This window comes from Weissella fangxianensis (genome assembly GCF_024718545.1).
Lineage (GTDB): Bacteria > Bacillota > Bacilli > Lactobacillales > Lactobacillaceae > Weissella > Weissella fangxianensis.
This window is the reverse complement of the sequence record NZ_JAMXDB010000042.1, coordinates 1-14115: the sequence shown is the minus strand read 5'-3', so window position 1 is coordinate 14115 and position 14115 is coordinate 1. Positions and strand designations below refer to the sequence as shown.

The 14115-nt window shown below is 35.6% G+C and carries 17 protein-coding genes, 1 tRNA gene and 1 riboswitch; of the genes, 2 read left to right on the top strand and 16 right to left on the bottom strand.

Annotated elements, in window-relative coordinates; translation table 11 throughout:
• The first annotated feature begins 3 nt into the window (after nt 1–3).
• Nucleotides 4–96 carry an IS3 family transposase gene (locus NGR58_RS08835; protein WP_407077141.1) on the top strand — a complete coding sequence of 31 codons (93 nt, stop codon included), beginning with the start codon at nt 4–6 and terminating at the stop codon, nt 94–96.
• A 27-nt stretch (nt 97–123) separates the two neighbouring features.
• On the opposite strand, the gene NGR58_RS08830 is transcribed toward NGR58_RS08835, so the two are convergent.
• From NGR58_RS08830 to NGR58_RS08785, 10 genes are all read right to left on the bottom strand, one after another.
• Complete coding sequence (locus NGR58_RS08830; RefSeq protein WP_258089157.1) at nt 124–591, bottom strand: ATP-binding cassette domain-containing protein; 468 nt, start codon at nt 589–591, stop codon at nt 124–126.
• Between the two features lie 115 nt (nt 592–706).
• Entirely contained in the window at nt 707–1324 is a 618-nt protein-coding gene (thiE, locus tag NGR58_RS08825; protein WP_258089156.1) for a thiamine phosphate synthase, read from the bottom strand.
• Entirely contained in the window at nt 1272–2120 is an 849-nt protein-coding gene (locus NGR58_RS08820; protein WP_258089155.1) for a hydroxyethylthiazole kinase, read from the bottom strand. Before NGR58_RS08820 ends, thiE begins: the two co-directional genes overlap by 53 nt.
• On the bottom strand, nt 2117–2638 hold the full coding sequence (gene thiW / locus NGR58_RS08815; protein WP_258089154.1) for an energy coupling factor transporter S component ThiW: 522 nt from the start codon (nt 2636–2638) through the stop codon (nt 2117–2119). The genes NGR58_RS08820 and thiW overlap by 4 nt, the downstream gene beginning before the upstream one ends.
• Nucleotides 2639–2740: 102 nt before the next feature.
• A riboswitch (TPP riboswitch) is annotated at nt 2741–2842 on the bottom strand.
• Nucleotides 2843–2891: 49 nt separating this feature from the next.
• Nucleotides 2892–3788, bottom strand: a complete 897-nt coding sequence (locus tag NGR58_RS08810; protein ID WP_258089153.1) for a LysR family transcriptional regulator — start codon at nt 3786–3788, stop codon at nt 2892–2894.
• A 155-nt stretch (nt 3789–3943) separates the two neighbouring features.
• Nucleotides 3944–5164 (bottom strand): phosphoglycerate kinase, encoded by a 1221-nt coding sequence (locus NGR58_RS08805; protein WP_115471692.1) that lies wholly within the window; start codon nt 5162–5164, stop codon nt 3944–3946.
• A gap of 105 nt (nt 5165–5269) precedes the next feature.
• Nucleotides 5270–6280, bottom strand: coding sequence for a type I glyceraldehyde-3-phosphate dehydrogenase (gene gap, locus NGR58_RS08800; RefSeq protein ID WP_258089152.1), 1011 nt, complete (start codon nt 6278–6280; stop codon nt 5270–5272).
• Between the two features lie 352 nt (nt 6281–6632).
• On the bottom strand, nt 6633–6845 hold the full coding sequence (locus tag NGR58_RS08795) for a hypothetical protein (RefSeq protein WP_258089151.1): 213 nt from the start codon (nt 6843–6845) through the stop codon (nt 6633–6635).
• Between the two features lie 124 nt (nt 6846–6969).
• The gene (locus NGR58_RS08790; RefSeq protein ID WP_258089150.1) at nt 6970–7425 is read right to left on the bottom strand and encodes a hypothetical protein; all 456 of its coding nucleotides are present in this window, start codon (nt 7423–7425) and stop codon (nt 6970–6972) included.
• A complete protein-coding gene (locus NGR58_RS08785) occupies nt 7412–7798 on the bottom strand; it encodes a helix-turn-helix transcriptional regulator (RefSeq protein ID WP_258089149.1) in 387 nt (128 codons plus the stop codon). Before NGR58_RS08785 ends, NGR58_RS08790 begins: the two co-directional genes overlap by 14 nt.
• Before the next feature lie 170 nt (nt 7799–7968).
• Between NGR58_RS08785 and NGR58_RS08780 the strand changes: the two genes are divergently transcribed.
• Nucleotides 7969–8040, top strand: a tRNA-Arg gene (locus tag NGR58_RS08780).
• A gap of 752 nt (nt 8041–8792) precedes the next feature.
• Here the strand turns inward: NGR58_RS08780 and NGR58_RS08775 are convergent.
• The 6 genes from NGR58_RS08775 to NGR58_RS08750 form a co-directional block, all read right to left on the bottom strand.
• The gene (locus NGR58_RS08775) at nt 8793–9191 is read right to left on the bottom strand and encodes a RinA family protein (RefSeq protein WP_258089148.1); all 399 of its coding nucleotides are present in this window, start codon (nt 9189–9191) and stop codon (nt 8793–8795) included.
• A 1-nt stretch (nt 9192) separates the two neighbouring features.
• Complete coding sequence (locus NGR58_RS08770; RefSeq protein WP_258089147.1) at nt 9193–9507, bottom strand: sigma-70 RNA polymerase sigma factor region 4 domain-containing protein; 315 nt, start codon at nt 9505–9507, stop codon at nt 9193–9195.
• A 191-nt stretch (nt 9508–9698) separates the two neighbouring features.
• Entirely contained in the window at nt 9699–10769 is a 1071-nt protein-coding gene (locus NGR58_RS08765) for an FRG domain-containing protein (protein ID WP_258089146.1), read from the bottom strand.
• A 2-nt stretch (nt 10770–10771) separates the two neighbouring features.
• Nucleotides 10772–11347, bottom strand: coding sequence for an ImmA/IrrE family metallo-endopeptidase (locus NGR58_RS08760; RefSeq protein WP_258089145.1), 576 nt, complete (start codon nt 11345–11347; stop codon nt 10772–10774).
• A gap of 1809 nt (nt 11348–13156) precedes the next feature.
• On the bottom strand, nt 13157–13738 hold the full coding sequence (locus NGR58_RS08755; RefSeq protein WP_258089144.1) for an HK97 family phage prohead protease: 582 nt from the start codon (nt 13736–13738) through the stop codon (nt 13157–13159).
• Nucleotides 13731–13943, bottom strand: a complete 213-nt coding sequence (locus NGR58_RS08750; protein ID WP_258089143.1) for a hypothetical protein — start codon at nt 13941–13943, stop codon at nt 13731–13733. The genes NGR58_RS08755 and NGR58_RS08750 overlap by 8 nt, the downstream gene beginning before the upstream one ends.
• Nucleotides 13944–14115: the final 172 nt, after the last annotated feature.

Genomic DNA, 14115 nt, shown 5'->3' with positions numbered 1-14115 from the left:
TATATCTATTACTACAATAATAAACGGATTAAAACAAAACTGGCCGGAAAAACTCCGGTTCAATACCGAAATCTTTCCGACCAGCTAGTTGCTTAAACTTCTCTCCAATTTTTGGGGTTCAGTTCAATCCGGCTTTGTAATTAATGCTCTAACGATCCCCACTCGTTGCTGCTCACCGCCTGATAATTCGCTCGGCATACGTGAGCCATATTGTTCATGTGGCAATCCCACCCTATCTAATAATTGGTTAACTAAAGGTTCCCGTTTATCACGTTTCACTCCTCGTGACTCTAATAAAATACCAGCATTTTGGCTAATTGTTAGATTAGGAAAAAGAGCAATATTCTGTAGCACATATCCAATATTCTTTCGTAAATTGGCTGTATCAACTTGATTAACATTTATGTCATCAATCAATATTTCACCTGCAGATTGTTCAATCAAACGATTGATCATCTTTAAAATTGTTGTTTTACCACTACCACTTGGACCAACCAAAACAAAAAATTCACCCGAGGCAACCGTTAAATTTAGTTTATTAACGACCTGCTTTTCTTGGTATGTCTTGACCACATCACTGAATTTTATCATGACCATAACTCCTTTATTCAGCACTTGACTGCCTATCACAAGATTATTTCTTTAAAATCAAAGGAATATAAAAAAGACTGAGTAATAGTTAATTATTATCTCAGTCTTCAATACATTATAACTGTTCAAGCTTCTTTTTCAACTGTTGAACTTTTTGCGCAATATCATTCGCTTTCATAATTTCACTTACAACGGAAATGCCGGCAATGCCCGTTCCTTTAAATGTCTGAATACGATCTTCTGTGATGCCGCCAATGGCAACGACCGGAATATTAACAGCTGCGGTAATTTCCCGCAACGTATCAACCGACGTCTGCTTGGTAACAACTTTTGTTTGGGTTGGGAAGATTGCACCAGTCCCCAAGTAATCAGCACCTTCTGCTGCCGCTTCCATGGCACGGGCAACTGTCTTGGCCGAAACACCTAGCAATTTTTCCTTGCCAAGTAGCTTTCGTGCCACACTTACCGGCAATTCATCATCACCAATATGCACCCCACCTGCATCAACCGCCTGGCAAATATCGATCCGGTCATCAATAATTAATTTCAAATCATAGCGATCTGTTATTTGCTTCACTTTCAAAGCTAACTCATAGTAATCTCGAGTTGATAAATTCTTTTCCCGTAACTGTACCAGGGTAACGCCATTTGCACATGCTGTCTCAACCTTACTTAAGAATTCACTCTCCGTCTCCCCATATCTTGCTGTCACTAAATATAATTGCTTCGCCATTTTTTGTTCCCCTTATCTGATTTGTCCAATCGGTATTATCGATACCTAATAATGAAAGTTCATTTAGGAATAGTTGTCGAAATTCCGCAATACCCGCTGTAGTTGCCTTAACTTTAGCCATTTCACCTGAAATATTGAGATAACTAATTGCTTGAACGGCGGCGTCTTCGGGGGACGCACCTGCACCCAACAACGCTGCCAATAAACCACTTAACGTATCCCCTGAACCAGTAAACTGATCCAATTCCGATACACCATTACTTAATATCCAAGCATTGTCCTTAGCAACCACAATATCTCGCGCTCCAGTTGCCACATAAACGGACTCTTGTGGCAACTGTTTCAGTGCCGCAATCAACCTTGTTAATTCATCATCGGTCTGATCTAGTGGGCTACCATCAACACCACGGCCGTTTGTTACTAAACCACATAATGCGCGCATTTCTGAAATATTACCGCGAATAATCGTTGGTTTCTTTTCCATAACAATCTTAGCAATTTGCATAGCTGATTTGGCACTTGCAATCCCCACAACATCAAGCACGATTGGCTCTTTACCATCTGCTACTTCACTCGCAGCCAGTATGCTTTGTTCTTTAGTTGGTGATAAGCTACCCAAATTTAACAGTAAGGCATTTGTTTGGCGAATTAAATCATCAAAAGCACGCGTGTCCTCAGTCATGATTGGCTTAGCCCCAATGTAAAGTAACGCATTTGCGACCGTCTCTACTGAAATAGCATTTGTAATACAATGAATTAGCGGTGCTGTTTGCAACGGTATCTTTATTTTCTTCATTTAATGACATACCCCTTTCCATTAAAAATGCGAATCATATCTTTAAACAAAGATATTTTTTTGGCTTGTTGCCAAATGAGCCAGGCTGCCACGGCACCCATAAGTGTCGCACCTAAAAAGCGTGGTGTATACAATAACCAATATAAATCCGTTTTTGTACCAGTGAAAAGCACCATAACTGGATAAGATAGCAATGACCCAACTATGCCAGTCCCAATAATTTCACCAAGGATAGAACCGTAAATACTATGCGTCCAGCGAGCCCCAAGACCTGCTAATAAAGCACCAAAAACGGCCCCCGTCAACGCTAATGGCGGAATCCCCATCATCATCATCCGAATAATTCCACAGCAAATCGCCATAATTGTTGCGTACAATGGCCCCATAAGAACACCCGCCAAAATGTTAATCACACTAGACATCGGTGCCATTCCTTCAATACGTAAAATTGGTGATAGCACAACGTCTAACGCAATCATCATTGCTAAATAAGTTATTTTCCTAACTTTTGAATTCATTCCTGTTGTCCCCCGATAAATTTAAGCACTACAATTTCAAAATAATTGGGCAATAAAAAAGACCTCCCTGCAATAAAAAAATCATCACAAAGAGGCCAATAATTGACACATTTACACAATTCCTACGCTTAAATAACTAAAACAGGTACGAAGGGTCTAGAGTTCTCCTCATTCTCAGCCAACTTGGCTCCCCTTTGCGATTATATTTAATTTTTATACTATAATATTACCACATATACTAATAAAATGGCTTTTAAATAATATCATGGTTAAGTACTTGAGTAATATATTTCCAAAATAATCCATTAGCCTTAGACTCATGGACTTGTTTCAGCCTCATAAAACCAAAATCACTTGTCGTATTTGTAGCGATTTTGCGTTTAACTATTTGGCCATCATTCGTCATATCAACCCTTTTTTCCATCATTAATGCGATGCCCATACCATTTAGGACCATGTTTAATATGATATCGATTCGTTCACCTTGATAAGCCACCGCAGATGCCAATTGTTTTTTCTCACCAACTGCACCAAACTTATTAAAAATTATTGTTTCCTCGCCTTCAAGTAATAATAGCTCTTCTTTCATCAAATCATCTAATGAAATCACACGATTGGCAGACAGTGGATGATTAGCTGGCAACACACATACTAAATTATCCTGATCAGTCAACAACGTTTCTAATTTTCCATTAACAGCTGGTGTGTAATGACCAAAAATTATATCAGCTTGGTTATCTTCTAACGACTGGACCAACAAACTATCTTTCGTTTCAGAGAAATGTAATGTAATTTCGGGATGTCTTTTATGGAAGTCACTCATCAATGAAAAGCCACGGTAATTAGAAAAAGTTGGCATCGTATGAATCGTCAGTACGTTATCTGATTCAGAATCATGTTGCACCAATGTTTGTTGTAGTGCATCAAATTCATGCATGATTTTTTTGGCATACATTTCAGTAATTCGTCCTGATTCAGTTAATGAAATATGACGATGCTCACGCTTAAATAACTGTGTTTTTAATTCCTTTTCCAAAGACAAAATTTGCTTAGAAATATTACCTTGCGTTGTATACAACCTGTCAGCTGTTTCAGAATAATTCCCTGTTTCAGCTAAATCTAAAAAGACCTTAAATTTATGAATATCCATTATGTAGTTCCCCAATTATTACTATTTGGAATAGTCTACCACACTCTAATCAACTTTGTCATAGTGAATTGCTTTCCTACCAAAAATAACTATCACCAAATTAAAAAACTGAGACATTATCTGATGTCCCAGTTTCTTTATTTATTATATTGAAATTACTTCTCAGAAATTGCTGCAATTCCAGGCAATGTCTTACCTTCTAGGTATTCAAGAGAAGCACCACCACCAGTTGAAATGTGGCTCAACTTATCAGCAACACCTAATTGTTGAACGGCGGCAGTTGAATCACCACCACCAACAATTGTCGTTGCGCCATTATCAGTTACCTTAACTAATTCTTCACCAATAGCTAACGTACCCTTGGCAAAGTTTGCCATCTCGAACACACCCATAGGTCCGTTCCAAACAACTGTTTTAGCACCTGCAAGAACTGACTTAAATAGTTCAACTGACTTAGGACCAATATCAAGACCCATGTAGCCATCTTTAATGTCACCTTCTGCAACATATGAGTCAGCATCGTTGGCAAACTTATCAGCAGCGACTGCATCAACAGGCAATACCAACTTTTCACCGGCGTCAGCAATTAATTGCTTAGCAAGTTCAACTTTGTCTTCCTCGTATAATGAGTTACCAATCTTTTCACCCTTTGCAGCGGCGAAAGTATAAGCCATTCCACCACCAACAATAACCTTGTCAGCCTTTTCCAACAAGTTTTGAATAATGGTAATCTTATCAGAAACCTTAGCACCACCAATGATGGCAACAAATGGACGCTCTGGATTTTCAACAGCACCACCCAAGAACTTAATTTCTTTTTCCATCAGGTAACCAGCTGCTGTTTGAGCAACATTTGCGGCAATCCCAGCATTAGATGCATGTGAACGGTGAGCAGTACCAAAGGCATCGTTTACGAATACATCACCCAAAGATGCCCAGTAAGCACCTAAGTCAGGATCATTCTTTGATTCGCGCTTAACAACCTCACCATCAACAACGTCAGCATAACGAGTGTTTTCGAAAATCAACACTTGGCCGTCTTCTAACTTGTTAATTGAGTCTTCAAGTTCTGGACCTTCAATAGCTGGTACAAAAGTTACAGGTTGACCAAGTAGATCAGCCAAACGTTGTGCAACAGGCTTCATTGAAAGAGCAGGCTTATCATCTTCACTCTTAATACGTCCTAAGTGTGAAAATAATACTGCACGACCACCTTGTGACAAGACATACTTAATTGTTGGTAATGCTGCAACAATACGGTTATCGTTTGCCACTTCTTGTTGTCCGTCAACTTCCTTTAGGGGAACATTGAAGTCAACACGCATCAATACTTTTTTACCTTTTAATTCTAGGTCTTCAACTGTTAATTTTGCCATGGAATCCCTCTTTCTTTTTACTTCAAATACTACAAATCTTATATAAAAAACGGGCGGTTCAGACTATTACTAAACCACCCGTTTTCAATAATAGTTAAGTAACTATTAAAGTGTTGCCAAGTGCAACAAAGTACGGATCATGTTTGAAGTGAAACCATACTCGTTATCATACCAAGCAGCAGTTTGTACTAATTGCTTATCACCAACAGTGATAACCTTAGTCAAAGTTGGATCGTATACGGCACCGTGTGTGTCGCCAATCATATCAGATGAAACAATTTCATCATCATTATATCCAAATGAAGCATTTTCATACTTCTTAACTGCCTCGTTAACTTCTTCAGCAGAAACAGTCTTTGACAATACAGATGTCAACTCAGTAACAGAACCGTCAACAACACCAACACGTTGTGCGTGACCATCCAACTTACCAGCAACTGATGGAACAACTAGACCAATAGCCTTAGCAGCACCAGTTGAGTGAGGAATTGTGTTTACAGAAGCTGCACGGTTTGAGCGCATCTTCTTACCCTTAGGTCCATCCAAAAGCATTTGTGTACCAGTAAAGGCGTGAACAGTAGTCATCAAACCAATTTCAATACCAAATTCCTTGTCCAAGGCGTTTGCCAATGGTGCAAGTGATTGAGTGGTACATGAACCAGCAGAAACAATGTTGTCGTCTGCAGTCAATGTGTCTTGGTTAACACCATAAACAACAGTTGGTACGTTTCCAGCTGGTGCTGAAACCAATACCTTCTTTGCTCCGGCGTCCAAGTGTGCTTGTGACTTTTCTGCTGATGTATAGAAACCAGTTGATTCCAATACAATTTCAACACCGTCATTAGCAACCCACTTCAAGTTAGCTGCATCGCGCTCAGCGTATACACGGATCTTCTTACCGTCAACGACAATACCATCTTCATCAGCTGAAACTTCAGCATCCAAAGTGCCATGAGTTGAATCATACTTCAACAAGTATGCCAACATAGCAGGATTAGTTAAATCGTTAATTGCAACAACTTCAATGTCGTCCGCTGTACCCTTCAATTCAAGAATACGACGAAATGCCAAACGACCAATACGGCCGAAACCGTTGATACCAATCTTAACAGTCATATTATTAAGATTCCTCCCAGAAAAAAATTCTTTTGTAACGTTTCTACATGGAATATTATACGACTTTGTTTACAATTTCGCAAACAAACGTACAACTATTGTTATGCTTTAATTTCATACCATTTGAAATTAAACCCTGCTACAGATGAACTAGTTAGCGTTCACTAATCCTAAACCCATCCGTTACATGTATTATACGATAAATAGGTAGAAACTGCGTCATATTTGCTTGAACATTAATTCACTTGATTCTTTGATTAACTTAGAAACGACAATTTATAATTGTCAGCTTTTTTATCGTTTATCCGACTTATTAATATAGAAAGTTAACGAAATTGTGAAAACACAAACTTTACTTACCTAATAAAATACGATGTGCTTCTTTGCCATCAACGCCACCTAACCTAATTAGGCTATACTGCAATAATAACTTGACGCCACGTACTACCCGATGCACATTACCATCAATTAGAAATTCAATCATTGAAATAAATGCCATTACAGCAATCCACGCACTTGTAAGTGTCCCCAAAATTATTAAGAACGAAATCATATCACTACTCATAAACTGCCTCCTGACAATTAGTTTAAACTTAATGTAATTTGTTAATTAAAGTCCTAAAGGAATTCCTTTAGGACTATTCATAGTATATATTAACTTTAACCTAATTACAAGAAATTAAGGGGGCTTAATTTAACAGTCCATTCCTCCTGTATAGGTTAACTGTTTCTTGAGCAAAATCTAACGGATACCCCAGATACTCACATAACATCCAGGCTTCAAAAGGTTGATCTTCATATTCATGAGCAACTCTCATCATAACTTTTTCCGGCGTCATATACTTGATTACTGACTCGCGGGCGACGATTTCGTCGTTATGAGCAAGCGTGGCATCATAATCCATATGGTTTCCAATATCCGAAATTGCATGATGATATTCTTCAACCAAAGTTTTCGCCTTATCAAAAGTCGATAATGTTTTATCGACAAAGATATATGCCTTATCACCTTTTAAATAAGCAACACCATCTAATCCTGAATTTTCTTTTAGAGGCATTGTATCTAGAATAACCGGTGTCATCCCCAAACTAGTGAGATCATTTTCCACCCTAATTAATAGGTCATCATAACTATCTGTTCCCATTCCGATCCTCGTAGTCAGCAATTAATCCTTCTATATAAGACTTAGCCCGGTCAATCACTCGTGAACGTTCTTCATCAGGTAACCCAGAAATATCTAGTCCCCAATGTGCAGCCATTAATACAGGTTCATCAGTTACGGTCGCCTGCGAAGTTTGATTTGGCTCCTCAACAAGATCTGACTTTGACACGCCAAAGAAATCAGCCATCGCTTCGATTTTGTCGATTCTAGGATACGTTTTCCCATTTGACCAATCAGAAATAGTTGCGGTTGATACACCAATGACCTCAGCAAGATGAGCAGCCGTCATTTCATTTTGTTTAATGTATCTTTTTATATTTCGGCCCATCGTGGCCTTTCCTTCTGATGATGCCATATTCTCCACCTTTTCTATGTTCATTTTTTTGAATTGACTTTTATTTTTTATAGTTCTTATGATAAAGCTAAACTTAATGAATTGCAAGGTTTAACCTAACGCATAGTTTTGACGAGCTCCTCGATAGTCTTGCAAATACTATTTTAATAGGCTATAATTTAATCTGTTGTGGACCCGTAGTGTAATGGATATCACGTTGGATTCCGGTTCCGGAGATGAGGGTTCGATTCCCCCCGGGTCCATAGTAGGGTTATAGAATCGCCTACAAATCAACGTTTTACTTGATATGACGGGCTTAGATACACATTTAAATACACATCTGAAAGTTATATAATTCCGTGAAATACCATTGAAATTTTGCTTAATGTGTATTTTGATGTGTATTTCTGATGATGAAAAATATGGGACTACCCGCCGTGTAAATATGTCGCTGTTCGCTTTAAGTGAACGGCGTTTTATTTTGCTTTTTTATTGGGAATAGATCTATTGGGTGTACCTCTGAGTACGCCCAATATTAATAACAAGTGTACTTTCAGGTATGGTTGTACAAGTGGTTGTCACTTCTAAGTGACGAGCATGTGCTGGTTACTTATAAATCACTGTCAGGGTGTAGTTGTAACTACACCCTAGACTGTTTAAGAAGTGTAGTGAAAATACTTAGGCTTTATTTTGCTTTTTATTAAGGATGTCGGTTAAATCTACACCCTTTAAATTCTCCACTTGCGCGGAAAATAAACTGTTGTCCTAAACTGGACAGCCTTTATTTATTCAACACGTTGTATAAAAAGTGAACTCATTTATAACACTACTTGACTAATTACTCCAATCAATATAAAAACGGCTTACACGTCAATATATGAGCTCTCATAGGGTGGCGGAATTTTACGCTGACCTTTTAAGCTATTTATACATTGAATTACTGATCTATGTTTAAACATATAACTAAATACGATTATTTATTTTTTAAAGGTGTCTGCATCTGACCGCCTCCTGTTTATAAAACGTTTTTTAACGGTCGTTTTAACTTATTTTTAAAGTCATCTCGCCACCGTGATAAGGTTCTAACATCAACATGCTCACTCATACTAATATCTATCCATGTACGCCTTTGCGCATGGCGTGCTTTTATAATTCGCTGTACATTATCCAATTCCAATGCAAACATCAGCTCAATAACTTGACTTGCATATAACCAATCTTGTATCAATCTATCTGATTCTACTTTTAACATGGTTGTTTCAGTATTGCGGACAATGTTATTTTGCATTCGTCCACCACCCACATTATCGTCATGGTTAGTATAGTGACTTAGTTCTAACTTTCGTAACTTGATATTAGCTTCTAATTGTCCTGTAAAATAATCAGTTAATAAATGATCTATCTTATCTGCCACGCTATGCCTCCAATCGTGAACGCAATTTTTTTAATAATTTACATTTTAAATCATGCAATTTGTACTGTTTAACACCTAACTTATCGCTAATATCTTGCCATGTCATATTGTCCTTATCATGCATGGTAATAGCTTGTAACTGAACGGGTGTTAATGTTAACAGCACTTCATCAACGGCTGTCTTTTGTGCTTCATAGGCTTTTAATTTGGTATCGTCATCAGTCTTCAAATAGTCCATTTGTAACTTAGAACATTTAATATTCACGTCTAAACGTCCATTAAAATAATCTTTAATAAGCTGTTCTGCCCTTTTCATAACTTCCTCCTGCATACCTATATTACATATATTATTATACTAAATATAGTTAAGAAAATAAAAAAGCACTAACAAATTAATTATAACGTTGCTGTTACTTAACTCTTTAGACCTATTAGAAAAACACGAATATTCAAATTCAAACAAAAAAAGCAGCCAAATTTATAAAAAATGACTGCTTAATATTTATATTATTCATATATAGACTGATCTTTTGGTTTTGGTTTGTATATATTTTTAATGTAATCTGCTCTATTTTCTAATTCTGGAAACAAATCTATATATCTATAGTGATATTCTTCAAGTTTACAATCAATATCTTTACGAATACAATCATACATATTTTTTAAATCTTTTTCTTCTACGCCCTCTTGATCACATTGAAACACAATGTGAAATGCATGATCTGAAGAACTCTTTACTTCATTGGATAGCATTTCATAGTCTATAAACGATCCATTCTGTGGCTTTAATCTATGGTTAACTGGATTGACTTCTGCTCTTTGAAAGAGAGAATTTTTAACATGTTTTTTTGCCATGAATATCGTTAGTGACGGCGTTTCTATCTCTCCCATAAAAGAAGTATCAACATTGAATTCATGTGCTAAGAAAAACATACCTACGAATGGACTAGACGTAACATCAATAAGCGGAGTAGGAAAACCATAATGTTGTAATAGTGCAAGTTGCGTTACTCGTTCCCCAACTAGATTATCATTTTCTGTGCTCAAATTAATAGGCACATATTTTAATTCTTGATACTCATAACACAAATCTTTATAAATTAATTCAAAATTTTCCGCAAGCCTCTCCACATCATATTGCTTTGATCTAGCAATACCTGGGAGTAAATTAAAGTTATGATTTTGACCACGGTAGAAAATATTATAAGAATTTGTCAATGGATATACTAAGTTACTTTTAAACTTAAAATTTTCAACAAATTGAATCAACTCTTTCAACATATAGAAAGAATTCCACTCTTCTGGATATTCATTACTGCTCTGCAATTCTTCATTTTGTTTAATCACAAAACCATAAATTCCTTGATCTAATTCTGAAATTGGATACTCTGCTTCTTCATCATCTTCGATCAAATGATTTTCCAATTCGATTTTAGTTATCTTATATCTTCGCTTTGTATCACTTGGATGAACTTTGATTATAATCTTTATATTTGATTGAAATGGATATAAATTATCATCTTTATGTTCACTTAATGAGTTGACTATATTGGAATGTATTTTAGTAGCTTCATCCATTACTATTTCCCCAAAATTCGTAAATTTTGCAATCTATATTTCAAAGATTGTGATGAAACTTTTAACTTTGCAGCAACTTCTGACAAAGCACGATCTCGTTCAAAATTATCAAAACCACTGGGATTAGCACCAATAGAATTTAAAGCCTCCTTCATTAAATAAACTAATAACTTTTTATTCGGCATTAATAATTCAGCAGCTAATTGATTCGCTTTTTGTTCATCTCTTCTTTCAGCCGGAGTATAATTTTCAAATTTTCTAAATTGTATATTTTCCTTATCTGCAGAATTTATTGAATGAGCCATTTCATGAGCTAACGTAAATCTTTTGCGTCCTTCAGAAACATTTTTATTTAATTCAATCATTTTACCTTGTGATTTAAAAAAACCATCAACTGATAAATCTGTTTCACTAACTGTTAATCCTAATATTTTTGCTATACTATTTAAATCAACGAACGGGTTATCAATATCAAAAGGGATTTTTCCAATTTCACTAGCCTTATCTCCAAACATAGTTTTTAAATTGCTAGTTCCATACAAATCTGTATAATCATTTATTTTAATTGTATTAGTCATACAGGCCCTCCAATCTATGGCTTCCAAACTAAAAATCTAAAAACCATTCAATACACTTTTATCAAATATAGTATATCATACGACCGTTTTTAATACTCAACGTTTCTTTTGTTTTGAAAATGATTTATAAATACACAACTTTATCAACCAAAAATAAGTTTAATTTTTTTAACTAATAATACTCACATCAATAAGAAATAGTTCAGCCTTTCTTAGGACTTTGGGTAAAAATTACAAGTTTTGACAAGTCCTCATTTGTCGGGATCGTTGCCACTTATGGCAAATGTATAATGTCTTTTTTATTAGTTAATGGTTGGTTCACAACCGTACCCGTTTTCACAGTTGTAAAATCAATTCCACTTTATACTAAGTTCTCACTGCGGAAAACTCCGCCATGAAAATAGTTAAGTTCTCACTGTCATAATCTCGACAGTGAAACGGAAATAAGTAAGGTTTAGTTAATTCCGCCAATATCTCACGCCCTAAGTTGAATATAGACCGTCACTAATTGCATTTTTTAGAGGTTAAACTTTTTCCTAAATTGGCATTGAATCATCAATACTTGTGTCAATGCTGTCAAACTAACTAAAAATAGGCGGTGGTTAGTAGGATGAATGACTTAGATAATTTTAAATAAATTAATGGATAGTAGTGATAGGAATTTATAAGATATGTATAGCAAATATGCTGTTTCAAATAAAAAAAGTCCCACCAGATAGAGTGACCGCTCTACCAAGTGGGGCTTTTAAATGTCCTATCCTAGATCAATGAGATCAGATAAAACATAATGGAAAGTGTTGTATATCAATGAATTTTAGGAAAACCTAATTAAGATAATTAGTAGACGGTTATGTCCACCAAATATCTACACAACAATTGTAACACAATATTTTAAATAACTCGTTAAAAAACCACCAGTCACATAAACTGGTGGTTTAAACCATGACAAGGAGCAAATACAAAATGGTAAGTTTATCATGATTTTTATAGTCATGTACTCGAACAACACATGACTACTTGTAGAGTGATTTAAGAGTAATCAGTTAAATAGCTATTACACTCTACGTGGAAATTATAACACATAGCAAAAAACCCACCAAACTATTCAATCGAATAACCTAGTGGGAATTCAAACTTGATAACTTTTTTGTTTAATGCAAATAATTATCGCTTTTATTTTTATCATGAGAAGTGTTCTCAAGTTATTTAAATTGTAATATATTAATAGCCCTTTTACATTATTTAGATTAATTTCAATAAGTTATCATTGTCATAATCTCAGACAAGAAATGCAAATGCTGACTTTTTTATTTACCTTTTCTAATTAAAGTTTTATTATTGTCTCATAATATATAAACAAAGCAACCGCAGAAATATAGGGCATAGATTATGGGTAAACAAAAATTGAGTAATATTTTATTTTCTCTAGGAATAATTATTGTAATTGGTAGCTTCTTATTTTTTTGGTTTATGGAAAATTGGTTTATCCCGGAATTAACTTGTTGGTTATTAGGAATTTGTTTAGTTATTTATTCTGATTATATAGATTTTTAAATAACAAATTTCCATCAATATAAACAAACTTAATGGATCATCGCCACTTCTGACGATGTTTTTTTTTTGAAAAATAATTATAACTGCAGAGCGTGCAAAGGATGCCCCTATTTGATATTCGGTTATTTCCCGCTAGCTATGGTGGGGGGTATAAAATATTTTTTCACTTCGGCAAAACTTTTACTGACTTCCAAATGATTAATGATAATAAATAAAAAGGCAACAATCTAATGACTGCTACCTTATCATTAACTACTACATATGATCTAAGTAATAGATGACTTTCTGTCTGTAATTTTGTTCCTTATATTTTTTAAATGAATCAAAGTTTTGTGTCACATTAACACTAGTATCATCATAAGCAGGCATGCTAACAATACTAATTTCATTTATCTTTTCAATCTTATTAATCGTTCGAGTTGGTTTAGTGTTCATACGATTCCAAACATCACCTCCCTTAGCGACCGTAAAGCCAAAGCTCATGCCCTTTAAATTACCTGCCTTAACGTTTGCATAGACATCTCGTCCTAGTGACGTGTCAGGTACTTGTACAATGAACTTCAAACCAACTTCATCTATAGACAAGTCCAATGTGCCCGCATCCACTCGTCCTAACACATTAGCGTAATTGTTATCGTATAGTACCAGTACCTTACTCATATCAACACGATCTAATGCATGTGGCGCAATGTATTCAGTGAACGGTGCTTCTGCAACGCTTGGTTTATTAAACTTAATCGCATATCCTGATAGCTCGCCGATACTGCCTTTAACCTTATTACTCTTAGCACTGATAGGGACATCAATACCAATATTACGTTCTACTATCTTATCCATTTAATCTGTTCTCCGCTATACCTAGTACATTTGTTACATTAAAATCTGGCTTCACAATATTTTCTAAAAAGTGACCGCTCCATTCAGTTCGATTTTGACTACGAGTGTTATAATCTTCCATTTGGTTATACAACAACCTATACTCGTTATCCTTATCAGCAACGGCTGTCGTGTACTTTCTAGCCACTGATACAAACTCTCTCATAGCTTTGTACGCTTCTAGTCGCAACGGTTCTAACTCTTCAGTAGCTTGCTCTTATGCTAGATTTACGGACAGATTTTCTTCTGCCCTGTAAACTAATAGCATAGGAGCATTTTTTAATATGATTCAATACAAAAAAGAATTTAAGCAGTCTCTTGTTGAGATGCACAATCAA

Excerpts from the sequence above, each read along its gene's own strand:
- NGR58_RS08830 (WP_258089157.1), bottom strand. The coding sequence starts at position 591 with ATGATAAAATTCAGTGATGTGGTCAAGACATACCAAGAAAAGCAGGTC.
- thiE (WP_258089156.1), bottom strand. The coding sequence starts at position 1,324 with ATGGCGAAGCAATTATATTTAGTGACAGCAAGATATGGGGAGACGGAG.
- NGR58_RS08820 (WP_258089155.1), bottom strand. The coding sequence starts at position 2,120 with ATGAAGAAAATAAAGATACCGTTGCAAACAGCACCGCTAATTCATTGT.
- thiW (WP_258089154.1), bottom strand. The coding sequence starts at position 2,638 with ATGAATTCAAAAGTTAGGAAAATAACTTATTTAGCAATGATGATTGCG.
- NGR58_RS08810 (WP_258089153.1), bottom strand. The coding sequence starts at position 3,788 with ATGGATATTCATAAATTTAAGGTCTTTTTAGATTTAGCTGAAACAGGG.
- NGR58_RS08805 (WP_115471692.1), bottom strand. The coding sequence starts at position 5,164 with ATGGCAAAATTAACAGTTGAAGACCTAGAATTAAAAGGTAAAAAAGTA.
- gap (WP_258089152.1), bottom strand. The coding sequence starts at position 6,280 with ATGACTGTTAAGATTGGTATCAACGGTTTCGGCCGTATTGGTCGTTTG.
- NGR58_RS08795 (WP_258089151.1), bottom strand. The coding sequence starts at position 6,845 with ATGAGTAGTGATATGATTTCGTTCTTAATAATTTTGGGGACACTTACA.
- NGR58_RS08790 (WP_258089150.1), bottom strand. The coding sequence starts at position 7,425 with ATGGGAACAGATAGTTATGATGACCTATTAATTAGGGTGGAAAATGAT.
- NGR58_RS08785 (WP_258089149.1), bottom strand. The coding sequence starts at position 7,798 with ATGGCATCATCAGAAGGAAAGGCCACGATGGGCCGAAATATAAAAAGA.
- NGR58_RS08770 (WP_258089147.1), bottom strand. The coding sequence starts at position 9,507 with ATGAAAAGGGCAGAACAGCTTATTAAAGATTATTTTAATGGACGTTTA.
- NGR58_RS08765 (WP_258089146.1), bottom strand. The coding sequence starts at position 10,769 with ATGGATGAAGCTACTAAAATACATTCCAATATAGTCAACTCATTAAGT.
- NGR58_RS08760 (WP_258089145.1), bottom strand. The coding sequence starts at position 11,347 with ATGACTAATACAATTAAAATAAATGATTATACAGATTTGTATGGAACT.
- NGR58_RS08755 (WP_258089144.1), bottom strand. The coding sequence starts at position 13,738 with ATGGATAAGATAGTAGAACGTAATATTGGTATTGATGTCCCTATCAGT.
- NGR58_RS08750 (WP_258089143.1), bottom strand. The coding sequence starts at position 13,943 with ATGAGAGAGTTTGTATCAGTGGCTAGAAAGTACACGACAGCCGTTGCT.